The organism is Mesoterricola sp. MK458 (genome assembly GCF_055384935.1).
The window spans coordinates 3188982-3215600 of record NZ_AP045075.1 but is presented as its reverse complement, the minus strand read 5'-3'; the positions used below and the strand labels follow the sequence as shown (position 1 = coordinate 3215600).

Below are 26619 nucleotides of genomic sequence, written 5' to 3'. Positions count from 1 at the left end.
TCAAACCGCGAAATACCGGGCCTGGGGATGCCAGGCGATGAGGGCGGAGGTGGTGTATTCCGGATCCATCTGGAACTGGTCCGTGATCGACACCCCGATGCGGGCGCCGTCCAGGAGGTCCAGGAGGGCGGCGTTGCCCTCCAGGTCCGGGCAGGCCGGATAGCCGAAGGAGTACCGGGAGCCCTGGTAGCCCTGGCTGAAGAGCTGGCGCAGCTGGGTGGCGTCCTTCCCGTGGATCCCCAGCTCCCGGCGGACCCGGGCGTGGAGGTGCTCGGCGAAGGCCTCCGTGAGTTCCGTGGCCAGGCCGTGGAAGAGGAAGTAGTCCGCGTACCGGTCCGAGCGGTAGAGCTCCGAGGCCAGCTCCGCGGCCCGGTTCCCCAGGGTGACCACCTGGAGCGCCAGCACGTCGAAGCGCCCCGGGGCCTCCGGTTCGAAGAAATCGGCCACGCACAGGCGCCGGCCCGCATCCTGCCGGGGCAGGGCCAGGGTGGCCAGGAGGGTGGTGCGGTCCGGCGCGAAGACCCGCAGGCTGTCCCCCCGGGCCTGCACGGGCAGGTAGCCATAGCGGGCCTTGGGTTCCAGGAGGCCCTCGTCGAGGATCCGGCGCTTCCAGGCGGCCAGGAGGGGCTCGGCCTTTTCCCGGAGCACGGCCTCGAAGGCCTCGTCGGTGAGTTTGCCCTGGGTGAAGGACCACCGGTTGCGGATCACCACGAAGGTGTCCAGGAAGGCGAAGAGGTCGTCCAGGCCCACCTCGGGCTGGCGCACGCCCCAGAAGGGGGGCTCGGGCGCCGGCAGGTCCCGCTTCACCCAGGAACTCTGGCCGGCGGGGGTGAGGGGCACCTGGGCCGAGCCCCGGCGCAGCACCGTGATCCCCGTCGTTCCCGGCGGGGCCGCCGCGGGCTCCGCCGCCCCGCCCCCGCGGATGAGGTTGTCCATGTGGCGCAGGCCCTCGAAGGCGTCCCCCGCGTAGAGCACCCGGCCGCCGTAGACGGACTGGCACTGCTCGGCCACGAAGTCCCGGGTGAGCGCGGCGCCCCCGAGGATCACCGGGATGTCCAGGCCCTTTTCCGCCATGAAGATCAGGTTCTCCCGCATGACCGTGGTGGACTTCACCAGCAGCCCCGAGAGGCCCAGGGCGTCGGCGGGGTAGCCCTCCAGCGCGGCCAGGATGGCCTCCACGGGCTGCTTGATGCCCAGGTTCAGCACCTCGTAGCCGTTGTTGGAAAGGATGATCTCCACCAGGTTCTTGCCGATGTCGTGGACGTCGCCCTTCACCGTGGCGAGGATCACCCGCCCCTTGGTGACCGAGGCCTCCTTGGGGATGTGGGGCTCGATGGCCTTCACGGCGGTCTTCATGGCCTCGGCGCTCTCCAGCACGAAGGGCAGCTGCATCTCGCCGGCCCCGAAGCGCTCGCCCACCACGCGCATGGCGTCCAGGAGGATCCGGTTGATGATGTCCAGGGGCGGGATCGTGGCCAGGGCCTCGTCCACGTCGTCCAGGATCAGGCGCTTCTCCCCGCCCAGGATGTCGCGCTTCAGGCGCTCCTCCACGGGCAGGTTCCGGCCCTCGGGTCCCGCTGCGGGGGCCGCCTGGCCCGTGCCGAACAGGGCCATGACGGCTTTCAGGGGGTCGTAGCCCTCCCGCCGCCGGTCGAAGATCAGGTCCTCCGCCGCCGTGCGCTGCTCCGGATCGATCTCGGCCACGGGGATGACCTTGGCCGAGTTGAAGATGGCCAGGTCCAGGCCGGCCCGAACGGCGTGGTAGAGCATGAGGGCGTTGACCACGTGGCGCACGCCGGGGGCCAGGCCGAAGCTCACGTTGCTGACGCCCAGCAGGGTGAGCACGCCGTGGTGCCGGGCCTTGATGAGGCGGATGGCCTCCAGGGTCTCCAGGGCCGACCGGCGGAAGGCTTCCTCCCCGCTGCCCAGGGTGAAGGTGAGGGGATCGATGATCAGGTCTGAGGGGTTGAAGCCGTATTCGCCCACGACCAGATCGTGGAGCCGGGCGGCGACGTCGGCCTTGGCCTGGGCCGTGCGGGCCATGCCCTTCTCGTCGATGGTCAGGCCCACCACGGCCGCGCCGTAGGTGCGGCAGAGGTCCAGCACCCTGCGGGCCCGTTCCTCCCCGTCCTCGAAGTTGATGGAGTTGACCACGCACTTGCCGGGGGCGGCCTGGAGGGCCTTCTCGATGACCGGCACCTCCGTGGAGTCGATCATGAGGGGCAGGAGCACCTGCCCCACGGCCTTCTTCAGGAAGGCCTCCATGTCCGCGGCCTCGTCGCGGCCCACGTAGGCCACGCAAACGTCCAGCATGTGGGAGCCCTCCCGCTGCTGGTCCCGGGCGATGTCCACCAGGCCGTCGATGTCCTCCTTGGCCAGGAGGTCCCGGAACTTCTTTGACCCGTTGGCGTTGGTCCGCTCCCCCACGATCAGGGGGCGGGGCTCCTGGCGCAGGGGGACGCTCTGGTAGAGGCTGGAAACCGCCCGGTCCAGGGAAGGGGTGCGGTGGGTGACGCCCGAGGTGCCCAGATGGGCACGCAGGGCGCGGATGTGGTCGGGGGTGGTGCCGCAGCAGCCGCCCACGATGTTCAGGTTGAACTCCTTGGCCAGGTGGGCCACCTTCCCGGCGAAGGCCTCGGGCTCCAGGGGGTACACCAGGGCCCCGTCCCGGTTCACGGGCAGGCCCGCGTTGGGCAGGCAGCTGATGCGGCAGGGCGACTGCTCCGCCAGGGCCTGCAGGGGGGCGTGCATCTCGTCCGGGCCGGTGCCGCAGTTGAGCCCGATGACGTCCACGCCCAGCATCTCGATGCTGGTGATCACGGCCTGGATCTCCGTGCCCAGGAGCAGGGTTCCGGTGGTCTCCACCGTGGCCTGGACCCACAGGGGGCATTCCCGCTTCAGCTGGGCCATGGCGTCCTTGGCCGCGCGCACGGCCAGCTTGATCTGGCCCAGGTCCTGGCTGGTCTCGATGAGGATGCTGTCCACGCCGCCCAGCAGGAGGCCGCGCATCTGGGCCAGGTAGCTCTCGTACAGCGGGCCGTAGGCGATGTGGCCCAGGGTGATGAGCTTGGTGCCGGGGCCCACGGAGCCCACCACGTAGCGGCGCCGGTCGTAGGACCTGGCCACGTCCAGGGCCAGGGACGCCGCGGCGATGTTCAGCTCCTCGGCCCGTTCGGGGATGCCGAATTCCCCGAGCACCACCTGGTTGGCGCCGAAGGTGTTGGTCTCCACCGCGTCGGCGCCCGCGTCCAGGTAGGCGGCGTGGATGTCCCGGATCCACTCGGGGCGGCGCTGGCACAGCAGCTCCATGCAGCCTTCCAGGGCGGGGCCGCCGAAGTCGTCCACGGTGGGCCGGCGGGCCATGATCTGGGTGCCCATGCCCCCGTCGAGCAGGAGGGCGCGTTCCAGGAGAAGCGAAGAAAGGGAAGTCACGCGTCCACCCCCAGGTATTCCACCACCACGTCCCCGGCCACGGAGACCTGGCACGCCAGGCGATGGCCGGCGGGGGCGTCCATGCCCCGCAGGAAGTCCCGCTCCTCGGGGCCCATGGCCGAGCAGTGTTCCAGGCCGGAAAGGATCCGCACCCTGCAGGTGCCGCAGGATCCGGTGCGGCAGCCGAAGGTGAGGTCGGCGCCCGAGGCGTCGGCGATGGCCTGCAGGGGCGTGCCCGGGGGCGCCTCCACCAGCAGGTCCTCGGGGAGGAAGCGCACGCGCGCCGTTTCAGCCATGGTCCACCCCCGCGTCCAGCAAGGTTTCCAGGAGCTCCACCTGCCCCAGGGGCGCGGAGAGTTGCAGGCCCCGCACCGCCGGGCGCACCCGGGCGATGATCTCCCGGGCGATGTCCAGGCCCTCCTTCAGCTGGTCCTCGGCGGAGTGCCACCGGGCCATGCGCTTGAGAAGGACGTCGGGCAGCGTCACCCCGGGCACCTCGTTGGCCATGAACTCGGCGTTGCGAAGGCTCTTCAGGGGCCAGATGCCGGCGATGACCGGGATGCCCAGGGGCTCGGCGAACTCCAGGAAGCGGAACAGCGCGTCGGCGTCAAATACCGGCTGGGTGATGGCCCATTCCGCGCCCGCGTCCACCTTGTAGCGGAAACGCGCCTGCTCCCGGTCCGCGTCCACGGCCACCGGATTGGCCCCCACGCCGATGCTGAACCGCGTGGGCACGCCGATGTTGCTGCCGCCCAGGTCCAGGCCCGAATTCAGGCAGCGCAGGATGTTCACCAGGCCGATGGCGTCCACGTCGAAGACCGCCGTGGCGTTGGGGTAGGGGCCCAGCTTCGGGGGATCGCCCGTGATGGCCAGGACGTTCTGCACGCCCAGGCCCGCGGCGCCCAGGAGGTCGCTCTGGATGCCCAGCAGGTTCCGGTCCCGGCAGGCGAAGTGCATGAGGGCCTCCATGCCCACGCGCTGCTGGATGATCACGGCGGTGGCCAGGGCCGACATGCGCGCCATGGCCCGGGGGCCGTCGGGGACGTTGATGGCGTCCACGCCCCGGTCGCGGCAGTAGGCCGCCTTCTCCACCAGCTTGTCGGCGCTGATGCCCTTGGGGGGCACCAGCTCGATGGTGGTCACGAATTCGCCCTCGGCGATCTTCCGGCTGAAGGCGCTGCGCTCGGCCTGGGGAACCGGGAAGTGGGCGGCCTCGGGGGAAGGCCGCTCCGTGGCGCCTTCCACGAAGGCCTTCTCCTGCCTGAGCGCGCCCCGCATGGAGCGGGTGTGCCCCGGGGTCGTGCCCGCGCAGCCGCCCACGGCCCGGACCCCGAGCTGGAAGGCCTGGCGCGCGAACTCGCCCAGGTACTCGGGGCTGGCCATGTACAGGAGGCGCCCGTCCACCATGCGCGGCAATCCGGCGCTGGGCTGGAGGATGAGGGGGCAGGACGTCACGGCCCGGAACCGCTTGAGCAGGTCCAGCAGGGGGGCCGGGCCGGTGCCGCCGTTGACGCCCACGAGGTCGGCGCCCCATTCCGCCAGCTTGGCGATGTACCATTCCGGCTCGGTGCCGTAGAGGGTCTGGCCCTCGTCGTTGGGGGTCATCTGGGCCACCACCGGCAGCGCGCAGACCTCCTTGATGGCCAGGATGGCCTGGTGGATCTCGTTGAGGTCCGCGAAGCTCTCCAGCACGAAGAGGTCCACGCCGCCTTCGATCAGCGCCCGGGCCTGCTCGGCGAAGAACCCGCGGGCCTCCTCGAAGGAGGTGGGACCCCAGGGCTCGATGCGCACCCCCAGGGGGCCGATGCACCCCGCCACCCAGCCCGGGTCGCCGTCGTCCAGGGCGGCCCGCGCCAGGAGCGCACCCTTGAGGTTGATGTCCCGGAGGGTTTCCGCGAGGCCGTAGCCCTGCAGCTTCAGGCGGTTGGCCGCCCAGGTGTTGGTGGTGACCACCTGGGCGCCCGCGGCCCGGAACTCCTGGTGGATGGCGCCCACCAGCTCCGGGGAGGCCAGGTTGGCCTCGTCGAAGGAGCGGTTGATGTAGACGCCCCGCTCGTAAAGTACGGTGGGCGTGGAGCCGTCGAAGAGGAAACACTGCCCGGAATTCAGGGCTTCGGTGAAGGTCTGGGTCATCCGCCGCTCCTGGGTGCTGACTCCATGCAATGCGCATGCAGCCTGGGAATCAACAAAGAAAGCCGGTGGTCCGGCACCAGGAAGGCCAGGGAGACCCCGGTGTCCCCCGCCAGGACGGCCGCCACCGGCTCGTCCCCCAGGGGCTCCAGCAGGCTGAGGGCCCGTCCCGGCGCCTCCTTCAGCCCCTCGCCCACCAGGGCCACCGCCGCCCAGCCCCGCTGCACGGAAAGCCCGGAGGCCGCCAGGTCCCGCAGCACGGCTTCGGAATCCGCCGTCTCCCCCTTGGCCACCAGGAGCCCGCCGTCGGGGGTGGCCAGGAGGCCGTACAGGGAGGCCCCGGCCTCCAGCAGCCGGGTGGAGGCCAGGAAGAGCTGCTCCAGGTCCTGGGCGGGGGGGACCCGCAGGCAGGAAACGCCCTCCTTGTAGGCCACCGACGTGATCTCCCCGGGCCGGCGGGCGGGAGCCTCGGCGCGGATCTCCGTGCGGGAACCCTCGGGACGGTGCGTGTTGGCCACCACCAGGCCGAAGCCGGCCCGGCTCACGGGCGCCAGGGCGTCGGCGTGGAGCACCTTGGCGCCGAAGGCCGACAGGGCCGCCGCCTCCCGGAGGCTCATGACCGGAATGGGCCGGGCTTCCGGCACCAGGCTGGGGTCGGCGCTGAGCACCCCGTCCACGTCCGTCCAGATCTGGACCTCCGAGGCGTGCAGGGCTTCGCCCAGGAGGGTGGCGGTGGTGTCCGAGCCTCCCCGGCCCAGGGTCGTGGTGGACCCGTCGGGCGCCGTGCCCAGGAACCCCTGGGTGACCCACAGGGCGCCCGCGGCTAGGCCCTCCCGCCAGGGTCCGGCGGCGTCCCGGATGCGCTCCAGGTCGGGCCGGGCCCGGCCGTGACGGGCGTCGGTGCGCAATACCTCCCGCACGTCCCGGAACGAGGCCGGCAGGCCGCGGTTCACCAGCAGGGCCACCAGGAGCCGCGCCGAGAGCGTCTCCCCCAGGGCCAGGGCGGCGTCCCGGGAACGGGGGGAGGCCTCCCACAGGAGCCCCATGCCCTGCAGCAGGCCCGCCAGGTTCTGGAAGAGGGGCTCCCAGTGGGGGCGCACCGCCTCGTCCACGCCCAGGGCCCGGGCCGTGGCCCAGTGCCGGGCCTCCAGGGCGATGCGGGCCGCGCCCGAGGCTTCCAGATCCCCCTGGGCGGAGGCGTTGATGGCCTTGAGGATCAGGTCCGTGGTGCCCGACAGGGCCGAGACCACCACGAGGCCCCCCCGGGGCAGTTCGCGGCCGATGATCTCCGCCGCCCGTTCCAGGGCCTCCCGGGTGCCGACGCTGGTTCCTCCGAATTTCAGGACGTTCAAGGCAGTACCTCCTTCAGCCAGGCCTTCACCTGGTCCCATTCGATGAGGAAGGCGTCGTGCCCGTGGGGACTCCGCACCCAGCGGGCCTCCCCCAGGCGCCCGGCCTTCCGGGCCGCTTCCATCAGTTCCTCCAGGCAGGCCGCGGAGAAGAGCATGTCCCCCTCCAGGCCCAGCACGTGGAGCGTTCCGCCCAGGCGGGCCAGGACCTCGGGCAGGGGGCCCCGGCCCCGGGTGAGGTCGTGGTTGTCCATGGCGTCCAGCAGGGCCGCGTAGGCCGCCCGGGTGAACCGCGCCGCCAGTCCCCTGCCATGGAAGGCCAGCCAATCCCGCAGTTCGCCCGGAGCCGCGAACCGCTCCGCCAGGCCCGCGGGGCTCCGGAAGGTGAGCATGGCCACCCGGCGCGCCAGGGCGATGGCCTCGTCGTCGCCCAGGGAAGGGCTGGCCAGGATCGCCCGCTGGGCCTCCGTGGCCCCCCAGAGCCACGCGTCGGCGCGGCCCCCGCAGCCGATGACGCCCACCGCCTTGAAGCGCCCGGGCTCCAGGACCGCCAGTTCCAGCGCCACCATGCCCCCCAGGGACCCCCCCAGGAGCGCGTCGAAGGTGAGGTCCTCCGCGCGCAGCCACTGGGCCAGCACCTCGGCCTGGTACCGGGTGGACCAGCCGCCCCGGGGCTCCGGCCCCTGGGCGCCGTAGCAGCTCCCGGCGAGGTTGGGCGTCCACACCGTGGCCGCCGATGCCGAAAGGGGCGCCTCCAGCTCGAACATGGGACCCCACCAGCCCTTCACCCCCGGCGCGTCGGCGGCGTCGGGGCCGCCGGTGAGCGCGTGGAGGAGAAGGACCTTGGCCGGCCCGTGCCCGGTGACGCGGAAGGCGGTGCGCACGCCCTCCGGGGAGAGGAAGGCCTGGGTCAAGCGCCCACCCCGCCCAGGGCCTGGTCCAGGTCGGCCTTCAGGTCCTCGAGGTTCTCCAGGCCGATGGAGAGCCGGATGAGGTCGTCGGTGACGCCGTTGGTGGCGCGGTCCTCGGCGCTGAGCTGCTGGTGGGTGGTGGAGGCCGGGTGGATGATGAGGCTCTTGGCGTCGCCCACGTTGGCCAGGCGGGAGAAGAGCTCCACCGCGTTGATGACCTTGCCCCCGGCGGCCAGCCCCCCCTTCACGCCGAAGGTGAGGATGCCCCCGAAGCCCGCGCCCTCCCGGAAGTAGCGCCGCGCCAGGGCGTGGCTGGGGTGGCCGGGGAGGCCCGGGTAGTTGACCCAGGCCACCCGGGGGTGGGCCTCCAGCCACTGGGCGATGGCCAGGGCGTTGCTGCCGTGGCGGTCCATGCGGATGGGGAGGGTCTCGATGCCCTGGAGCAGCAGGAAGGCGTTGAAGGGCGACAGGGCCGGGCCGAAGTCCCGCAGGCCCTCCAGGCGCGCCTTGGCCGCGAAGGCCGCCGGACCCGCCACCTCCGTGAGGACCGCCCCGTGGTAGGAGGGGTTGGGCTGCGTGAATTCCGGGAACTTCCCGTTGGTCCAGTCGAAGGTGCCCCCATCCACCACCACGCCGCCCAGGCTCGTGCCGTGGCCCCCGAGGTACTTCGTGGCGCTGTGGACCACCAGGTCCGCCCCGTGCTTCAGGGGCTGGCAGAGCCAGGGGGAGGCCAGGGTGTTGTCCACGATGAGTGGCACCCCCGCCTCCCGGGCCACCGCGGCCAGCGCATCGAAATGGGGCACGTCCAGCTTGGGGTTGCCCAGGGCCTCCAGGTAGATGGCCTTGGTGGAAGGGCGCAGGGCCTTGCGGAAGGCGTCCGGGTCGCCGCTGTCCACGAAGGTGACGGCGATGCCCAGGCGCTTGAGGCTCTGGCTGAAGAGCGTGTGGGTGCCCCCGTAGAGGTTGGTGCCGGCGACCAGGTGGTCCCCGGCCTGGGCCAGGGTCACCACCGCCAGGGTGATGGCCGCCTGTCCCGAGGCGGTGGCCACCGCCGCCACGCCGCCCTCCAACTGGGCCACGCGCTTTTCCAGGACGTCCACCGTGGGGTTTCCGATGCGGGTGTAGATGTTGCCGGGCTCCTCCAGGCCGAACAGGCGCGCCCCGTGCTCGGTGGAGTCGAAGACGTAGCTGGTGGTCTGGTAGATGGGCACCGCGCGGCTGCGGGTGTCCCCGTCCGGGCTGTGGCCCCCGTGGAGGGCGATGGTTTCGAAGTGGGGCTGGCGTGGGCTCAAGGTGGGCTCCGGATAAAACGTCCCCTACCCGCCGTGGGGGGGGATTGCTTGGGTCCTTGTCTCCCCGCTAGGGGCCTCCGGACGTGTCGAGGGAGCCTTCGGTTCCTCGCGAGCTTCACATGGACGGAAAGGGGCCCGAATGTATCGGGCCCCTTTCCGTCTGTGTCTTGGCAGTCACATCAGTTCGGTATCTATCCGGCTCGACGCATGCGTCCACCGGCAGGAATTGGCACCTTGCTCATCGCAGGTTGCCAAGGTTTCACAGGGCCCGTCCCTCCACCTTTCGTGATAGCTCACTATGGAACTGACAAAGAACTCAGAACCACCATGATGCGTGTTCGCCATCCGGGAGTCAAGGGCTCAGGGTAGGCTTGACCCATGCTCTCTTCGCTCCGCATCCAGAATCTGGCCCTGGTGGAAGACCTCGCCCTGGACTTCCAGGCCGGCTTCACCGTCCTCACCGGCGAGACCGGGGCCGGCAAATCCCTCCTGGTGGACGCCCTCTCCCTCCTCGTGGGGGCCCGGGGCGACGGCGACATGGTGCGCCAGGGCACGGCCCGCGCCGTGGCCGAGACCGTGGTGGACGGCGCCTTCGAAGCCTGGCGCGCCTTCCTCTCGGACCGGGGCCTCCCCGAGGAGCAGCCCGTGGTGCTGCGCCGGGAAGTGGCCGCCAACGGCCGCAGCCGCGCCTGGATCAACGGCGGCGCCTGCAGCCTCGCGGACCTGCGCGAGGCCGGCCGCATCTGGATGCGCCTCACCAGCCAGCACGACCACCAGTCCCTCCTGGCCGAGGACCGCCACCTGGGCCTGCTGGACGAGGTGCTGGGCATCCGCGCCGACCTGGGCGCCCAGGCGGGCGAGGTGCGGGAGGCCCAGTCCCGCCTGGCGGCCCGCAAGAAGAGCGAAAGCCAGCGCGAAGAGCGCCTGGAGTGGCTGGCCGAACAGATCGCCGACCTGGAAAAACTGGCCCCCAGGGCCGGGGAATGGGCGCAGCTCCGCGGCGAGCGCGAGCCCCTGCGCCACGCCGTGCACCTGGAGTCCGCCTTCCGCGAAGGCGCCGAGGCCCTGCGCGACGCCCTGCGCCTGGTGGAGGACGCCCACCGCGCCCAGGCCCGGGCCGCCGCCATCCTTCCCGCCGTCCAGGTGGAGGTGGACCGCACCCGCTCGGCCCTGCTCGAGCTGGAGGACATCCAGGCCCTGGCCCAGGACCAGGCCATCCGCTGGTCGCGGGAGGGCGTGGACCGCATCGAGGCCCTGGAGACGCGCCTGGCCCAGTTCGAGAAGCTGGCCCGCCGCCACCGGTGCGAGCCCGAGGAGCTTGTGGCCCGGCTAGAGGCCCTGCGCCGCGAGCAGGACGAGCTGAACAATCACCACTCCAGCATCAAGGAGCTCGAGGGGAACCTGGCCCGGGCCTGCGAAACGTACCGCGCGGCCGCCGAGGCCCTCCACGCCCACCGCGCCGGCCTCGTGCCGCCCCTGGAGAAGGACGTGCACCAGCGCCTGGGCCGCCTGGGCATGAACGGCTGCCGCATCCAGCTGCGCCTGACGGTGGCGGAGGATCCCGCCAGCCCCGTCCTCCACCTGGGCCTGCCCGCGCGCGTCTCCCCCCAGGGATTCTCCAACGTCGCCATCTGGATCGAACCCAACGTGGGCGAGGGCTTCCGTCCACTGGCCAAGATCGCCTCAGGCGGCGAGCTGAGCCGGCTCATGCTGGCCATGCAGGGCGCCGGCATGGCGCTGGGCGCCGGCGCCAGGGACCCCCTGGTCCTGGTGCTGGACGAGGTGGACGCCGGCATCGGCGGCGAGACCGCCCTGGCCGTGGGCGCCGCCGTGCGCGAACTGGGCCGGAGCCACCAGGTGCTGGCCGTGACCCACCTGGCCCAGGTGGCCGCCCGGGCCGAGCACCACGGCCAGCTGCGCAAGGAAGTCAGCGACGGCCGCACCCGCAGCGGCCTCGCCTGGCTCGCGGGCGACGCCCGCGTGCGCGAACTGGCGCGCCTCCTGTCCGGCCACCCCGACCGCCCCGAGGCCGTGGCCCACGCCCGGATCCTCCTGGAAGGCGCCGTGGCCACCCCTCTGCTGGACGTCGAAGGGGTAGCCCCCGCCGAAGGCAAGCGGAAGCGCCCAGGAGCCGGGAAAGAGGTCAAAGCCTAGAAGAGGCCAATCCCCGATCGATTCCCCAAGAACGCCATCTACTTTCCCCAGCGCCCCAGCGAGCACTCTGCGCCCCAGCGTTTGAGCTTTTCGATGGTCTCTCCGATCCCCTTCAATCAATCCGCCTGCCATCTCAACTACAGGAACACGAACCCCGGTTCTCGACCCTAGAGGCAGCCGTTCAAACAAACGTCTTAAGATGCCGAACCCCCTCCAGAACCTTGGTGGATGAAAATTGGCCACCGCGTGGCATATTTTATCAAATGCATAAATAATTAACCCTATGCATGGCCTATACCACAAAATGCGATAATCTTTCGCCACAAAACATTTGAAATTTGGCCAAGGCGTGGCAAATTTTAATCATGATCGACCGTAAGCTAACCCCTTTCGTGGCTGAGGCCCTTCAGGACACCCCGGTGGTCCTTCTGTTGGGGGCCCGGCAGGTGGGGAAAAGCACCCTTGCCAAGACCCTCCTCGACGACCCTGGAAAGGGGCACTACCTCACCCTGGACGATCCAGCCGTGCGCCGGGCTGCTGAACTGGATCCGGCCGGCTTCGTGTCCCGGCATCAGGGACTGACGATCCTGGATGAAATCCAACTCGCCCCCGAGCTGTTCAGGGCGATCAAGGCCGCGGTGGATGAGGACCGGCGGCCGGGCCGTTTCCTGCTCACGGGCTCCGCCAATGTCCTCGTCCTTCCCCGGATTTCGGAATCGCTTGCCGGGCGCATGGAGATTTTGACCCTGGACGGCATTTCCCAGAGCGAGGTCCGGGGAACCCCCGACAACCTCGTGGACCGCCTGTTCTCTGGCCGGCCCCTGGAACCGCAGCGTCTGGAAATGAACCGGGAAACCCTGGTGAAGGCCATCCTCGAGGGGGGATTCCCTGAAGCCCGCGAGCGGGAACCCGGCCGAAGGCGAAGCCAGTGGTTCGAAAGTTACATCCAGACGATGCTCCAGCGGGATATCCGAGACATTTCGCACATCGAAGGCCTGACCCAGCTGCCCCGGATCCTTGAACTGCTATCCGTTCGTTCGGCGAGCCTGCTCAATGTCTCAGAGGTGTCCCGGTCCCTCGGCATTCCGGTGAACACCCTGAGGCGCTATCTGACCCTCCTGGAAGCCGTCTTCCTGATCGAAACGGTTCCGGCCTGGAGCGGCAGCCTGGGGAAGCGCCTGGTGAAGGCGCCCAAGCTCATGCTGCGGGACACCGGACTCCTGGCTCACCTGATGGGGGTGGACGCAGAACGGCTGCTGGGCAGGCCCGATCTCCTGGGCGGCCCCCTCGAGACCTTCGTCGCCGGGGAATTGCGAAAGCTGCTGGGATGGGCCTCCAGCCGGGCCCGCATCCACCACTACCGGACCCTGCCGGGCGAGGAGGTGGACCTCCTCCTGGAACGGGCCGACGGCCAGGTGGTGGGCGTGGAGGTGAAGGCCAGCGGATCCCTTCAGGCCAGAGATTTCAAGGGCCTGAAAGCCCTGGCGGAATCCCTGGGCGCAGCCTTCCACGGAGGCGTGGTTCTGTACACGGGCCAGGAGGTGCTCCCCTTCGGTGTGAACATCTGGGCGGTGCCGGTTTCGGCCCTCTGGCAGGGATTGGCTTGAGCAGCAATCTCTTTGCATAATGACGCATCCTGATCATTATGCTTATCAAATTGTAAAGCAAAATGCTCATTCCCAAGCATTTCCCCAGCCCCTGGGAAATCGTGTGTCTTCTGGTCACATTTGTTCATTTGATTGAACTAGATGCATGCTCGTCCGCTCCCGGGGCCCCCCGGAGCCCGCGTACCCATCGATTTTAAGACCTTCGTTCTGGCATCCGGACCCAACCGTCGGATCCTGATTTGGTAGCATTTGCCATCACGAAGGCAAAACCCTGACTCGGAGGCAACAAATGACCTACAAGATCGCTTGGCTCCCCGGTGACGGCGTGGGCGTCGAAGTCATGGAAGCGACCCGGATCTGCCTGGACGCCCTGAAATTCGACGCGGCCTACACCCACGGCGACATCGGCTGGGATTTCTGGTGCAAGGAAGGCGAGGCCTTCCCCCAGCGCACCATCGACCTGCTGGGCAGTTCGGACGCCGCCATGTTCGGCGCCATCACCTCCAAGCCCGCCAAGGACGCCGAGCGCGAACTGGTCCCCGAGCTCCAGGGCAAGGGCCTCGTGTACCGCAGCCCCATCGTGCGCATGCGGCAGATGTTCGACCTCTACACCTGCCTGCGGCCCTGCAAGGCCTACCCCGGCAACCCGCTCAACTTCAAGGAAGGCATCGACCTCGTGGTGTTCCGCGAGAACACCGAAGGCCTCTACGCAGGCGTGGAGTTCAGCCCCGTGCCCGCCGAGGTGGCCGACGCCCTCAAGCACCATTCCAAGCCCTTCGGCCACTTCGCCGAGAACGCCCCCGGGGACTACGCCATCACCTGCAAGATCAACACCCGCAAGGGCTGTGAGCGCATCATCCGCGCGGCCTTCGAGTACGCCAAGAAGTTCGGCTACCCCAAGGTCACGGCCATCCACAAGGCCAACGTCGTGCGCGCCACCGAGGGCATGTTCCTGGAGATCGCCAAGCAGGTGGCCAAGGACTACCCCGGCATCCAGATGGACGACGCCAACGTCGACGCCATCTGCATGTGGCTGCTGAAGAACCCCAAGAGCTACGGCGTCATGGTGGCCACCAACCTCTTCGGAGACATCATCAGCGACCTCAGCGCCCAGCTGGTGGGCGGCCTGGGCTTCGGCTGCTCGGGGAACATGGGCCAGAAGCTGGCCGTCTTCGAGCCCAGCCACGGGTCGGCCCCCAAGTACGCCGGCCAGTACAAGGTCAACCCCATCGCCACCATCCTGGCCGCGAAGATGATGCTGGACTGGCTGGGCGAGACCGCCATGGGCACCCGCCTCGAGGCTGCCACCGCCGCCGTCATCGCCGAAGGCAAGGTCCGCACCTACGACATGGGCGGCAGTTCCACCACGCTGGAGATGGGCGAAGCCATCGCCCGGAAGCTGTAGCCATGGACATCGTCATCCACGAGGTCGGCCCGCGCGACGGACTCCAGGTGGAGCGCCAGGTGGTGCCCACCGACGTGAAGGAAGGCTGGATCCGCGCCCTCATGGGCTCGGGCGTGGACATCGTCCAGGTGGGCTCCTTCGTCCACCCCGAGAAGGTCCCCCAGATGGCCGACACCGACGAGCTGTTCCGGCGCCTCGCCGGCGCCCGGGGCGCCCTCCTCAGCGGCCTCGTGCTCAACGAGAAGGGCCTGGACCGGGCCGGGGCCTGCGGCGTGGGGATGGTGTGCATGGGCGTCTCCGCCTCGGACACCCATTCCCGCAAGAACACCGGCATGGGCAGCCTGGAGGCCCAGGCGCGCATCATCGCCATGGGCCGCGCGGCCCTGGCCGCGGGCCGGAAGGTCCAGGTGAGCGTCCAGAGCGCCTTCGGCTGCGGCTTCGAGGGGCGGGTCCCCGACGAGCGCGTGCTGGAGATCGTCCGGGCCTACGTGGACGCCGGGCTCCTGAACATCAGCCTGGCCGACACGGCCGGCCACGCGCACCCCGAACAGGTCAAGCGACTGTTCGGGCAGGTTCTCGCCCTGGGCCCCATCCAGGCCACGGGGCACTTCCACGACACCTACGGCCTGGGCATGGCCAACGTCTACGCCGCCATGGAAGCCGGAGTGCGCGTGTTCGAGACCAGCTTCGCCGGCCTCGGGGGCTGCCCATTCACCAAGGTGGCCGCCGGCAACGTGGCCACCGAGGACCTGGTCCACGCCCTGAACCGCACGGGACGGCGCCGGGACGTCGACGTGCCCTGCCTCGTGGAGATCGCCAAGGACGTTGAGGCCTTCTTTGGCCGCGAAATGACCGGCCGCGTGCACCGCACCGGCCCATTGGGGTACTGACATGACCAGGCAACGCATGCTCGAAGGCGTCAAGGTTCTCGACCTCACCAACGTCCTCTCCGGGCCCTTCGCAACCCTTCACCTGGCCCTCCTGGGCGCGGACGTCATCAAGGTGGAGAACCCCAAGGACGGGGACCTGGCCCGCAAGCTGGGCATCGTCCCCGCCTTCAACAAGGCCTTGATGGGCACGAGCTTCCTGGCCCAGAACGCCAACAAGAAGTCCGTCACCCTCAACACCAAGAGCCCCGAGGGCAAGGAGATCTTCCGCAAGCTCGTCAAGGAGGCCGACGTGCTGGTGGAGAACTTCCGCCCCGGCGTCATGGACCGCCTGGGCCTGGGGTACGAGACCCTGAAGGCCATCAACCCCAAGCTGATCTACTGCGCCATCTCCGGCTTCGGCCAGACCGGCCCCGACGCCCTGAAGCCCGCCTACGACCAGATCATCCAGGGCCTGTCGGGCGAGATGGCCGTCAACGGCGACGAGCGGCTGAATCCCCTGCGCACGGGCTTCCCCGTGTGCGACACCGTGGGCGGGCTCAACGCCGCCTTCGCCCTCATGGCCGCGCTCTACCACCGCGAGCGCACCGGAGAGGGCCAGTTCATCGACATCTCCCTCCTGGACTCCATCATGCCCCTCATGGGCTGGGTGGCGGCGAACCTCCTCATCGCCGGCCAGGAGCCCGTCCTCATGGGCAACGACAACTTCACCGCCGCCCCCTCCGGCACCTTCCGCACCCGGGACGGCTTCATCAACATCGCCGCCAACAAGCAGGAGCAGTGGGAGTCCGTGTGCGACGTGCTGGGCGTGCCCGAACTCAAGGCCGACCCCCGCTTCCAGGAGCGCGACACCCGCAAGAAGAACCGCAAGGAGCTCACCCCCCTGCTGGAGGCGCGGCTCCAGGGCGACGACACCGACGTGTGGGTGGAGAAGCTCAACGCCCACGACGTGCCCAGCGGCGCCATCCTCAGCCTCAAGGAGGCCCTGCGCCAGCCCCAGGTGCAGCACCGGGGCGTGCTCCAGAAGACCCAGGTCCCCGGCGTGGGCGAGATCGAGGTCTTCGGCCTCACCGCCCTGTTCGGCGCCTGCACCGGGGACGTGGTGACCCCGCCGCCCACCCTGGGCCAGCACAATGCCGAGATCTACGAACGCGCCGGCCTGGACGAGGCCGCCCGCGCTGAACTCAAGTCCAAGGGCGTCATCTAGAACCGAAACGGAGGAACCCCCATGGGTATGACAGTTGTGGAAAAGATCCTCGCCCGCGCCGCCGGGCGCGAAGCGGTCAAGGCCGGCGACGTGCTCGAACCCAAGGTCGACCTGGCCATGTCCCACGAGAACGCGGCCCTGGTGATCAGCCAGTTCGAGGCCATCCATGAGGGCACCGGCATCGAGGCCAGGCCCTGGGACCCCAGCCGCATCGCCATCATCTTCGATCACCGCGTCCCCGCGGAGAGTCCGAAGACCGCCACCAACCAGAAGAAGATCCGCGCCTTCGTCACCCAGCACGGCATCGCCAAGTTCCATGACGTGCGCGGCGACGTGGGCGGCATCTGCCACCAGATCCTCCCCGAGTACGGCTACGTGCGCCCGGGCTTCGTGGTCGTGGGCACCGACAGCCACACCACCAGCCACGGCGCGCTGGGCGCCTTCTCCTTCGGCGTGGGCGCCACGGAGATGGCCTCCGCCTGGACCCTGGGCTACGCCGTCAACATCGAAGTGCCCGCCACCATCAAGGTGGTGGTCAAGGGCGAATTCGCCCCCATGGTGGGCCCCAAGGACCTGATCCTCCACCTCATCGGCGTCCTCACCGCCCAGGGCGCCAACTTCCGGGTGCTGGAGTTCCACGGCGAGACCATCCGGAAGATGACCACCTCCGGGCGCCTGGCCATCTGCAACATGAGCGTGGAGGCCGGCGCCACCAGCGGCATCGTGCCCGCCGACGGCGAGACCATGCGCTACCTGCGCGAGGAGGCCGGGGTCACCGACGCCATCACCCCCGTCACTCCCGATGCCGACGCGGTCTACGAGCGCGTGGTGGAGATCGACGTGAGCGCCCTGGCGCCCCAGATCGCCTGCCCCCACACCGTGGACAACGTCAAGGACATCGGCCTGGTGGCCGGCAAGCCCGTGCACCAGATCGTCATCGGCTCCTGCACCAACGGCCGCCTGGACGACCTGGCCATTGCCGCCGGCATCCTGCGTGGCAAGAAGGTGGCCGAGGGCACCCGCATGCTGGTGTTCCCCGCCTCCGGCAAGATCTTCGGCCAGGCCATGGACAAGGGCTACATCCAGGACTTCATGAAGGCCGGCGCCGTGGTCATGAACTCGGGCTGCGGCCCCTGCCTGGGCGTCCACGAAGGCGCCCTGGGGGACGACGAGACCGCGCTCTCCACCACCAACCGGAACTTCAAAGGCCGCATGGGCAACCCCAAGTCCGAGGTGTACCTCTGCAGCCCCGCCGTGGCCGCGGCCTCGGCCATCACCGGCGTCATCACCGACCCCCGCCAGGCCTGAGGAGAAGCCACCATGTCCAAAGTCATCATCAAGCTCGAAGCCGACATCTCCACCGACGACATCTACCCCGGCCGCTACATGGCCACCGTCCTGCCCACCGAGACGCCCCAGTTCTGCTTCGCCAACCGCACCGACCTCAACGAGAAGCTCCGGGCCGGGCAGTTCCCCAAGGGCTCGGCCATCGTCGCCGACCACAACTTCGGCTGCGGCTCCTCCCGGGAGCAGGCCGCCTCCGCCCTCAAGGGCTACGAACTCAACATCGTCGCCCGCAGCATGAGCCGGATCTTCCTGCAGAACTCCATCAACCTGGGCCTGAACGTCGTCCTGTGCCCGACCATCGAAGCCGAGGAAGGCGACGACCTGGACATCCAGGTGGACAAGGTCACCAACCTCACCACCGGGAAGACCTTCGACACCGTCAGGCTCCCCCCGGCCCGGCAGGCCATCATCGACGCCGGCGGGCTGGTTCCCTACACCCGCAAGCGGTTGCTGGAAAGGGTCCGATAGCGCCAATACCCGGCCGGATCGGTGCACAGTGCAACCAGGGAAGGCTCTTTGGCATAGCACGTACGCGTTGCGCCACGAAAACAGGCAGAAGATCAAACGCTGAGGCGCTGGGATCTCGCTGGGACGCTGGGGTCAGGATTCCCTTCCTTTCCCAGCGCCCCTGCGAGCCCTCTGCGCCCCAGCGTTCAATCTTTTCACTTGTCCTGCCGAATCGCCTCGGACAGGCCGCGAACAGGGGGTGACCGAATATGCCTCGTAATGATAGGCTAAAGGCCATCCCCGGAGGACCGATGCGAACGCTCCTTTCCTGTCTCGTGGCCACGACCCTGGTCGCGGCCGCGCCGGCGCCCCCCACGCGCAAATGCGACCAGGTCGACGACTACTTCGGCACCAAGGTCGCCGACCCCTACCGCTGGCTGGAGGACGACAACGCCCCCGAGACCAAGGCCTGGGTCGCGGCCCAGAACCAGGTCACCTCCGCCCACCTGGCGGCCATCCCCCGCCGCAAGGCGATCCTGGAGCGCCTGCGGACCCTCCAGGACTACGAGAAGTACACCGCCCCCCGCAAGGAGGGCCGCAACTACTTCTACACCCACAACACCGGGCTCCAGAACCAGGCCGTGGTGTTCGTGACCACCGACCCCGCCAAGCCGGGCAAGGTCCTGCTGGACCCCAACACCCTGAGCAAGGAGGGCACCATGGCCCTCGCCGGGATGAGCCCCAGCCCGGATGGAAAGCTGGTGGCCTACGCCGTGGCCTCCGCGGGCAGCGACTGGAAGACCTGGAAGGTGCGGGACGTGGCCACCGGCAAGGACCTCCCCGACGAGCTCCAGTGGACCAAGTTCGCCAACGTGGCCTGGAACCACAAGGGCACCGGCTTCTTCTACGTGGCCTACGCCGCCCCCGGCCAGGGGGACGCCCTCAAGGGCGTGACCAAGAGCCCCAAGGTCCGCTTCCACGCCATGGGCACCCCCCAGGCCGACGACACCCTGGTGTACGAGCGGCCCGACCAGCCCGAATGGTACCTGGGCCCCGACGTTTCCGACGACGGCCGATGGCTGACCATCCACGTCTCCAAGGGCGACGCCCCGGAGCACGCGGTCTTCGTGAAGGACCTCCGGAAGCCCGGCGCCAAGGTGGTGCCGTTCCTGGAGCGCTTCGACGCCCGCTACTCCCCCGTGGGGTCCAAGGGCGACACCTTCTACTTCAAGACGGACAAGGGCGCCCCCCGGGGACGCCTGGTGGCCATCCGCGTCAGCCATCCGGACCCCAAGGACTGGACCGAGCTCATCCCCCAGGCCCCCGGCACGGACGTCCTGCAGGGCGTTTCCCTGGTGGGCGGGCGCTTCGTGGCCAACTGGATGCGGGACGCCCACACCGTGATCACCTTCCACAGCCTCAAGGGCGCCCGCCTTTCGGAACTGGCCCTCCCCGGCGTCGGCTCCGCCGGCGGATTCCACGGCAAGATCCAGGACCGGGAAGCCTTCTACACCTACACGTCCTTCAACGCCCCCCCGGCCATCTACCGCTACGACTTCGCCACGGGCGCCTCCAAGGTCCTCCACGCCCCCAAGGTCGCCTTCGATCCCTCGGCCTACGTGGTCACCCAGGTGTTCTACCCCAGCAAGGACGGCACGAAGATCCCCATGTTCCTGGTGCACCGCAAGGGCCTGGCCCTGGACGGGAACAACCCCACGCTCCTGTACGGCTACGGCGGCTTCGACGTGTCCCTGAACCCCTCCTTCTCGGCCGTGCGCATCGCCTGGCTGGAGATGGGCGGCGTGTACGCCCAGCCCAGCCTGCGGGGCGGCGGGGAGTACGGCAAGGCATGGCACGATGCGGGCCGGCTGGCGAACAAGCAGAACGTCTTCGACGATTTCATCGCGGCTGGTGAATGGCTCATCAAGAATCGCTACACCTCGACTCCCCGCCTGGCTATCAACGGCGGCAGCAACGGCGGCCTCCTGGTGGGCGCCTGTCTGAACCAGCGCCCGGACCTCTGGGGCGCCGCGGTGCCCGAGGTGGGCGTCATGGACATGCTGCGCTTCCACAAGTTCACCGTGGGTTGGGGCTGGAAGGGAGACTACGGCTCCAGCGACACCCCCGAGGGCTTCCGCACCCTCCTGGCCTACTCCCCCCTGCACAACGTGAAGCCCGGCACCGCCTATCCGCCGACCCTGATCCTGACCAGCGACCATGACGACCGGGTCGTGCCCGCCCACAGCCACAAGTTCACGGCCACCCTCCAGGCGGCCCAGGCGGGTCCGGCGCCCATCCTCACCCGCATCGCCACCAACGCGGGCCACGGCGCCGGCAAGCCCACCGCCAAGATCCTCGAAGAGAAGGCCGATGTGTATGCATTCCTCATTGAGGCCTTGAAGATCAAGTAAACAAAATCCAGGTACATGAGGCAGGCCGCCGGAAGGTTCCCCCGGCGGCCTGCTTTTTTTGCGGAAATTTACACGTAGGACATTCCGTTCCCGGGGATTCCGTACAAAATCATCCAACTCATCCACGGCCCAACAGCCAAACCACCGGCGCCGTGCGGGGCACCGTCACCAGCCAGCAGAAGACGCCCATCGCCGCCGCCACCGTGCGCAACGTCGAGACCGGCTACGGCCAGACCGCCGTCACGGGCGCCAAGGGCGACTACCAGCTGCCCCTGCTGCCCACCGGCGTCTACGAGATCACCTTCACGGCCAAGGGCATGAAGACCCTCAAGGACCTCAAGGTCCGCGTCACCCTGGGCAACGCCACCACCGTCAACCCGGTGATGGATTCCGCCGAAATGGGCGCCACGGTGGCCGTGGTGGCCACCACCACCGACATCGACCCCAGCCGCACCGTCACCATGACCCAGGTGGACCAGAAGCTCGTGGAACAGGTGCCCCTGGTCAGCCGCAACTTCACGGACATGGCCCGCCTCACCCCCGGCGTCACCGCCGGCCAGGGCATGAGCGGCACGCCCCGCCTCATCGTCGAGGGCGGCCGCCAGATCTTCAACGCCGTGCAGATCGACGGCGCCTCCAACAACTCCGCCTTCTTCAACGAGCAGCGCGGCGGCTCATCGGCTCCACCACGAACATGCGCAAGCTCACGGACGCCGAGCTCGCGACCCTGGCCACCAACCCCGCGTTCACCGCCGGTTCCTCCCCCACCTCCCTGTGGGATCCCGATAACAAGCTGTCCCGCTCCCGCAAGATCAGCATCGGGATCGAGCACGACCTGGGCAACAACCTCACCGTCGGCCTCACGGCCAGCTACGTCAACTACTACAACCTCCAGCGCTTCGAGAACATCAACCTGACCCAGACCGGCGGGACCCCCTACAACGACGGCTACACCCCCGGCATCAACACCTGGAGCACCGCCACCCGCCCCGGCACCGCCACCATCCGCGGCCGCGTCGTGAACTTCGGCAAGGGCAGCGTGGTCCCCGGCAACCCCGTGGGCGGCTTCAGCGACGTCTACCTGGTCAAGACCGACGGCTACGGCTTCTACCGCGGCCTGAGCGCCACCGTGAAGAAGACCTGGGCCGAGAACCTGGGCCTGCTGGCCAACGTGACCTGGTCCAAGGCCCAGGACACCGGCTCCTTCGAGCGCGGCACCTACACCTCGGCGGGCAACTACTCCAGCGAGCTGGGGTCCTCCCTCACCCCCGATCCCCAGGACGTGGGCTCCAACTTCGGCTACGGCGACAGCGACCACCGCGTGGTGGCCAACGCGGTGGCGTACTTCCCCATCGTCCTCGGCATCGAGGGCTCCGTGCGCGCCCTGTTCAACACCGGCCTGCCCTTCACCGCCTACGACGCCCGCAATCTCAACGGCGACGGCATGATCAACAAGATCTACGCCGGCCACGTCCGCAACGACATGCGCCAGCCCAACTACACCCAGTTCGACGTCCGCCTCTCCCGCACCTTCCAGGTCTACAAGTCCATCCGCCTGCAGGGCATCATCGACGTCTACAACCTCTTCAACAAGGCCGACTTCCAGGTGCCCACCGGCAACTACCAGGTCAACACCCCCTCCGGCGCCGCCAGCCCCGCCTTCGGTCAGCTGGCCACCGTGGACAAGAACCGCACCCGCGAAATGCAGATCGGCATCAAGGCCATCTGGTAGGTCCACCTGTCCCGTTTGGGGAAGGGTCTCCCCCAGGTGAAGCCGTGAAGCCAGGACGGAAGGACATGCAGGTACGGGCCTCAGGGTCCGTACCTGCATTGCCTTCCAGGCCCAGTCTGGCAGAGTCTCCCTGGCGGGGTTGGCGATTTGGGCTACAATGTAGCTCAGGAGTCCATCATGCCTGCCAATGCCGTTGTCCGAGCCCGTGTTGACGAAAACATCAAGAACGAGGCTGCCGCCGTCCTGGCGTCGGTGGGGCTCACCTTGTCCGATGCCTTCCGGTTGATGGTGACCCGCGTGGCCCTGGAGAAGGCGCTTCCCTTCGAGCCCCTGGTTCCCAATGATGAAACCATTGCGGCCATGCGCGAGGCTCGCCAGGGTCGGCTCAAGAGCTTCGGCAGCATTGACGATCTGATGGCGGATCTCAATGCGAAAACTTGAGCACACAGGCACGTTCAAGCGGGATTTCAAGCGAGTCAAGGCCACCCCGAAGCACAGGGACGTTGATGCGATCCTTGTTCCGGTGCTTCAACTCCTGGCCACCGATCAGCCTATGCCTCGCAGCCTTTGCGACCACCCTCTAGCCGGCGAATGGAAGGACCATCGGGATTGCCACATCAAGCCGGATCTGGTTCTGATCTACCGGAAACCCGACGCAAAAACGCTTCAACTCGTGCGGATCGGCTCTCATAGCGAGCTGAGCCTGTAATCGCTCAACCAGAGGCCACAGGTAAAACGGGATCAGCCGGGTTTCGGGATGACACGGCCCTCACTGACCACAAGGCCCCCTCCGTGGAGTTTTCCGTCGTACGGACGACCACCCCAGGAGGCCCGCCAGGGCCGCCAGGGCCAGGGCGCTTTCCGCCAGGAAGGCGACCCGGGCCCCCGCCGAGGCCATGAGCAGGCCCATGAGCGGGCTGGAGAGGAGGGCCCCCAGCCCCAGCACGGACTGCAGGGCCCCGAACCCCGTGCCCCGGGAGGCCGCCGGGAGCAGGTCCGCCAGCAGCGCCTTCTCCACCCCTTCGGTGAAGCCGTAGAAGGCGCCGTACCCCAGCAGGGCCCCCGCGAAGAGGGCCGGGGTCGTGGCCGTGCCCATGGCGGCATAGGCCCCCGCGTACACCGCCCACCCCAGGGCCAGGAAGGGCACCCGGCCGAACCGGTCCGAGAGCCTTCCCGCCGGCAGGGCCAGGGACGCCGCCAGCAGGTTGAACACCAGGAAGATCCCCAGGATCGAGCGGATGGAAAAGCCCGCCTCCCGCGCCCGCAGCACCAGGAAGGCATCGCTGGAGTTGGCCAGGGCGAAGACGAAGACGAGGGCCAGGTAGCCCCGCGCCTCCCGCGGCACCCGGAAGGAGAGCCGCCGCCGGGATTCCGTGGCCCGGGGAAGGGCCGGCACCCACAGCACCAGGAGGGCCACCGTCGCCAGCCCCAGGGGCAGGGCGATCCACACGCAGGTCCGGAAGAGCTGGGGCGCCATGGGTCCCCGGCCGACGCCCAGGGCCAGCGCCAGGCCGATGCCCGCCGTGGCCCCCAGGGTGTCCAGGAACCGTGTCACCCCGAAGTCCCGCCCCGACCTGCCCACGGCCGCGGCATCGGCGATCATGGCGTCCCGGGGCGCCGTGCGGAGGCCCTTGCCCACCCGCTCCAGGACACGGCTCAGGCCCACCAGGGCCGGCGTGAAGGTGAGGAGGTAGAGCGTCCGGGCCAGGACCGTCACCGCGTAGCCGCCCACCACGAACCCCTTGCGGCTGGCCACGCGGTCCGAGAGCCACCCGGAAAGCCCCTTGAGGAACACCGCCGCGCTTTCGGCCACCCCTTCCACCACCCCGACGAGGGTGGGCGAGGACCCCAGGGCCACCGTGAGGTAGAGCGGCAGCATGCGCGCCAGCACCTCCCCCGCGCAGTCGTTCAGGAAGGCCACGCAGCCCAGGCGTGTGGAAATGCTCACGGGAGGGGAGGATGGGGCCAGCAGCGCCATGGGGAGAGAATAGCCTCTTGGTCTTGGGCGGTCTTCAGGCCATCCTGAATGTTCGTTGTTGAACTTATGGGTTGTCCGCGCCACTTCGTTGACATGGACACCATCTGGGAGGTTTGGGTATGGCGAGGACGACTGTGAGGATCGCACTGGGCGCGCTTGGGCTCCTGGCGGGCCTGGGGACGCCCCTGGCGGCCCAGACCCTTTGGCTCCCGGCATCCGACCCGGTGGGAATCGGCCGGGGCGGCGCGGGCGTGGCCTTCGGCCAGAGCCTCGAGGCCGCGGCCCTGAACCCCGCCCTCCTGGTGACCCTCCGGGACGACGCCAGCGCCTACCTGGCCGCGGGCATGGAGCTCCAGTCCTCCCAGGCCACCCTGCAGTCCAATTCCACCATCCTGCACAGCACCGACCGCAACCGTTTCCTGCCCGCCCTGGGGGCCGCCTGGAAACTCAAGCCCAACCTGTACCTCGGCTTGAAATTCGATAACCCATTCATGCGTCACGTCCTCATGCCGTCCACCTACACCGGACGGTTCGAGGCCCAGGGCATGGACCTCACCACCCGCAGGATGGAGGCCCAGCTCTCGTACGCCGTCACGCCTGCCCTGTCCTTCGGGGCGAGCCTGGGCATGACCCATGTCAAGTACCTCTTCACGAATTCCGTACGGGTCCCGGTGCCCGGCGTGCCCGGAGCCCCGGTTTCGGACGTCAACCCCGCCCAGGGCATCCTGGAGGTCAACGCCGAGGAACGGGGGTCCAAGTACCTTCCCAGCTACGCCGTGGGCTTCCGCTGGGCGATAAATCCCCGATGGACCCTCGCGGGGGCCTACCAGGGCTCCATCCAGGGCACCCTGCCCCTGACGGCCCGGGTGGACCCCAGCCACCGGCAGCTGGTGGGGATCAGCGGCTTCGGCACCCCCAACGCCATCGCCGTGCCCGCGGCCCAGACGCTCCAGGACGCCCTGGCCGTCCAGCCCGGCGAGGGCGGGATCACCCTTCCGGGCCGGTTCACCCTCGGCGTGCGGCAGCGCATGACCCAGACCTTCACCTGGGAGGCCGACCTTCGCTACGTCCTGGGCACCAGCACGAAGCTTCCGGGCTACGCCGCCGTCACGGGCCCCAGCGGCACCGTGGAGGGCAGGCCGGGCTTCCGGGACGATTTCCACAGCGGCTTCGGCATCAGCCTGGCCGGGGAGTTCTCCTTCACCAAGAACGTCACCGGCCGCATCGGCCTTTCCACGGACCCCGGGCTCCGGAAGGACGCCTCTCTGGAACCCGTGCTGGGAGGCTCTCGCACCGCGGCCTTCTCCGCGGGCCTGGGCTGGAAGGTCCTGAAGGGCGAAGTGAACCTCGGCTGGCAGATCCGCCAGTCCCAGGACCGCGAAGCCAGGAACCTGGACATCACCTGGGGCCTCGGCGGACCGGGCACCACCGGCACCCTCACCCGGGTCGAGGGCATGGGGCATCTCTGGTCCGTCGGATACAAGAAGGCCTTCTAGAATGCGATTCCTGGGACCCCACGCCTGCGAGGAGGCCCTGCTGCGGGGCGAACTCCAGACCCTGCGCATCGCGCCCACGGCCTGGGAGCGTTGCGCCAAGCTGAGATCCCAGGCCCGGGAGCAGGGCGTGGTCATCCACCGCGAACCCATGGACAGCCTGGACCGCAGGTCCCAGGGCCAGCGCCACCAGGGCGTCCTGGGCGAAGGCGAGGCCATCGCCCTGGGGACCATGGACGCCCTGGCCCAGCGGGTCCGGGAGCGCGGCGCGGCGGCCCTGGTGCTCGTGCTGGACGGCGTGACCGATCCTCACAATTTCGGCGCCATCCTGCGCTCGGCCGCGGCCGCCGGGGTGGACGGGGTGGTCTTCCCCGAACGCCGATCCGCGCAAGTGAACGAGACGGTGGTGCGCGCCAGCGCGGGCACCGTCGGCCGCGTTCCCCTGGTGCGCGTGGTGAACCTGGCCCGGGCCCTGGAGGACCTCAAGGAGGCCGGCGCCTGGGTCTACGGACTGGCCGCGGGGCCCCGCAGCACGGACTACCTCGCCGAACGGTTCGACCGCGCCACGGTGCTCGTGCTGGGCTCCGAGGGGGGGGGCCTCCACCAGAAGATCCAGGAGCGCTGTGACGGCCTGCTGGCCATCGGCATGCCGGGCGGCATCGAGAGCCTGAACGTCTCGAGCGCGGCGGCGGTCATGGTTTTCCGCGTCCTCGCCCAGCGCGGGGTCCACCCGGCGTGAATCTTTTTTGTTGTGCGCGTCCCGGCGGCGTGTTACCTTTGCAATTCCCTGTCAGGAAAGCTTTGCCTCACAGAGCGCCGAAACAGGGTTCCTTTGAC

The 26619-nt window shown here is 69.1% G+C and carries 20 protein-coding genes, 1 pseudogene and 1 riboswitch; of the genes and pseudogenes, 14 read left to right on the top strand and 7 right to left on the bottom strand.

The genetic code is table 11. The features are described 5' to 3' along the window. Genes metH through ACZ5LB_RS13980 form a run of 6 tightly spaced genes read right to left on the bottom strand, consistent with a single transcriptional unit; the run spans position 1 to position 9114 of the window. Positions 1 to 3432, bottom strand: coding sequence for a methionine synthase (gene metH / locus ACZ5LB_RS14005; RefSeq protein WP_464602825.1), 3432 nt, complete (start codon positions 3430 to 3432; stop codon positions 1 to 3). Beyond that, positions 3429 to 3728 (bottom strand): 2Fe-2S iron-sulfur cluster-binding protein, encoded by a 300-nt coding sequence (locus ACZ5LB_RS14000; protein ID WP_464602824.1) that lies wholly within the window; start codon positions 3726 to 3728, stop codon positions 3429 to 3431. The genes metH and ACZ5LB_RS14000 overlap by 4 nt, the downstream gene beginning before the upstream one ends. After that, positions 3721 to 5565, bottom strand: a complete 1845-nt coding sequence (locus ACZ5LB_RS13995; protein ID WP_464602823.1) for a bifunctional homocysteine S-methyltransferase/methylenetetrahydrofolate reductase — start codon at positions 5563 to 5565, stop codon at positions 3721 to 3723. Before ACZ5LB_RS13995 ends, ACZ5LB_RS14000 begins: the two co-directional genes overlap by 8 nt. Further along, the gene (locus ACZ5LB_RS13990) at positions 5562 to 6914 is read right to left on the bottom strand and encodes an aspartate kinase (protein WP_464602822.1); all 1353 of its coding nucleotides are present in this window, start codon (positions 6912 to 6914) and stop codon (positions 5562 to 5564) included. Before ACZ5LB_RS13990 ends, ACZ5LB_RS13995 begins: the two co-directional genes overlap by 4 nt. Then, positions 6911 to 7825 carry an alpha/beta fold hydrolase gene (locus ACZ5LB_RS13985; RefSeq protein ID WP_464602821.1) on the bottom strand — a complete coding sequence of 305 codons (915 nt, stop codon included), beginning with the start codon at positions 7823 to 7825 and terminating at the stop codon, positions 6911 to 6913. The genes ACZ5LB_RS13990 and ACZ5LB_RS13985 overlap by 4 nt, the downstream gene beginning before the upstream one ends. Next, positions 7822 to 9114, bottom strand: coding sequence for an O-acetylhomoserine aminocarboxypropyltransferase/cysteine synthase family protein (locus tag ACZ5LB_RS13980; protein ID WP_464602820.1), 1293 nt, complete (start codon positions 9112 to 9114; stop codon positions 7822 to 7824). Before ACZ5LB_RS13980 ends, ACZ5LB_RS13985 begins: the two co-directional genes overlap by 4 nt. Before the next feature lie 184 nt (positions 9115 to 9298). Then, positions 9299 to 9409: riboswitch (SAM riboswitch) on the bottom strand. Between the two features lie 83 nt (positions 9410 to 9492). Between ACZ5LB_RS13980 and ACZ5LB_RS13975 the strand changes: the two genes are divergently transcribed. The 12 genes and pseudogenes from ACZ5LB_RS13975 (at position 9493) to ACZ5LB_RS13920 (ending at position 23020) form a co-directional block, all read left to right on the top strand. Beyond that, positions 9493 to 11268 carry a DNA repair protein RecN gene (locus tag ACZ5LB_RS13975; RefSeq protein WP_464602819.1) on the top strand — a complete coding sequence of 592 codons (1776 nt, stop codon included), beginning with the start codon at positions 9493 to 9495 and terminating at the stop codon, positions 11266 to 11268. Positions 11269 to 11687: 419 nt separating this feature from the next. Continuing rightward, the gene (locus ACZ5LB_RS13970) at positions 11688 to 12875 is read left to right on the top strand and encodes an ATP-binding protein (RefSeq protein ID WP_464602818.1); all 1188 of its coding nucleotides are present in this window, start codon (positions 11688 to 11690) and stop codon (positions 12873 to 12875) included. Between the two features lie 289 nt (positions 12876 to 13164). Next, positions 13165 to 14280, top strand: coding sequence for an isocitrate/isopropylmalate dehydrogenase family protein (locus ACZ5LB_RS13965; RefSeq protein WP_464602817.1), 1116 nt, complete (start codon positions 13165 to 13167; stop codon positions 14278 to 14280). 2 nt (positions 14281 to 14282) lie between these two features. Beyond that, entirely contained in the window at positions 14283 to 15170 is an 888-nt protein-coding gene (locus ACZ5LB_RS13960; RefSeq protein ID WP_464602816.1) for a hydroxymethylglutaryl-CoA lyase, read from the top strand. Between the two features lies 1 nt (position 15171). Continuing rightward, complete coding sequence (locus tag ACZ5LB_RS13955; RefSeq protein ID WP_464602815.1) at positions 15172 to 16374, top strand: CaiB/BaiF CoA transferase family protein; 1203 nt, start codon at positions 15172 to 15174, stop codon at positions 16372 to 16374. Between the two features lie 21 nt (positions 16375 to 16395). Then, complete coding sequence (locus ACZ5LB_RS13950; protein WP_464602814.1) at positions 16396 to 17682, top strand: 3-isopropylmalate dehydratase large subunit; 1287 nt, start codon at positions 16396 to 16398, stop codon at positions 17680 to 17682. 12 nt (positions 17683 to 17694) lie between these two features. Beyond that, a complete protein-coding gene (locus ACZ5LB_RS13945) occupies positions 17695 to 18189 on the top strand; it encodes a 3-isopropylmalate dehydratase small subunit (RefSeq protein ID WP_464602813.1) in 495 nt (164 codons plus the stop codon). A 290-nt stretch (positions 18190 to 18479) separates the two neighbouring features. Next, on the top strand, positions 18480 to 20579 hold the full coding sequence (locus ACZ5LB_RS13940; RefSeq protein ID WP_464602812.1) for a prolyl oligopeptidase family serine peptidase: 2100 nt from the start codon (positions 18480 to 18482) through the stop codon (positions 20577 to 20579). A 152-nt stretch (positions 20580 to 20731) separates the two neighbouring features. Beyond that, positions 20732 to 20917 (top strand): annotated as a pseudogene (locus ACZ5LB_RS13935) (carboxypeptidase-like regulatory domain-containing protein); the annotation flags it as partial. Positions 20918 to 21273: 356 nt separating this feature from the next. After that, on the top strand, positions 21274 to 22311 hold the full coding sequence (locus ACZ5LB_RS13930) for an outer membrane beta-barrel protein (protein ID WP_464602811.1): 1038 nt from the start codon (positions 21274 to 21276) through the stop codon (positions 22309 to 22311). Between the two features lie 177 nt (positions 22312 to 22488). After that, positions 22489 to 22752 (top strand): type II toxin-antitoxin system RelB/DinJ family antitoxin, encoded by a 264-nt coding sequence (locus ACZ5LB_RS13925; protein WP_464602810.1) that lies wholly within the window; start codon positions 22489 to 22491, stop codon positions 22750 to 22752. Continuing rightward, entirely contained in the window at positions 22739 to 23020 is a 282-nt protein-coding gene (locus tag ACZ5LB_RS13920) for a type II toxin-antitoxin system RelE/ParE family toxin (protein ID WP_464602809.1), read from the top strand. Before ACZ5LB_RS13925 ends, ACZ5LB_RS13920 begins: the two co-directional genes overlap by 14 nt. Positions 23021 to 23080: 60 nt before the next feature. On the opposite strand, the gene ACZ5LB_RS13915 is transcribed toward ACZ5LB_RS13920, so the two are convergent. Then, the gene (locus ACZ5LB_RS13915; protein ID WP_464602808.1) at positions 23081 to 24259 is read right to left on the bottom strand and encodes an MFS transporter; all 1179 of its coding nucleotides are present in this window, start codon (positions 24257 to 24259) and stop codon (positions 23081 to 23083) included. Between the two features lie 149 nt (positions 24260 to 24408). On the opposite strand from ACZ5LB_RS13915, the gene ACZ5LB_RS13910 reads away from it, so the two are divergent. Together ACZ5LB_RS13910 and rlmB are read left to right on the top strand one after the other, a co-directional pair. Continuing rightward, entirely contained in the window at positions 24409 to 25785 is a 1377-nt protein-coding gene (locus ACZ5LB_RS13910) for an OmpP1/FadL family transporter (RefSeq protein ID WP_464602807.1), read from the top strand. Between the two features lies 1 nt (position 25786). Then, positions 25787 to 26521, top strand: a complete 735-nt coding sequence (gene rlmB, locus ACZ5LB_RS13905) for a 23S rRNA (guanosine(2251)-2'-O)-methyltransferase RlmB (RefSeq protein WP_464602806.1) — start codon at positions 25787 to 25789, stop codon at positions 26519 to 26521. Positions 26522 to 26619: the final 98 nt, after the last annotated feature.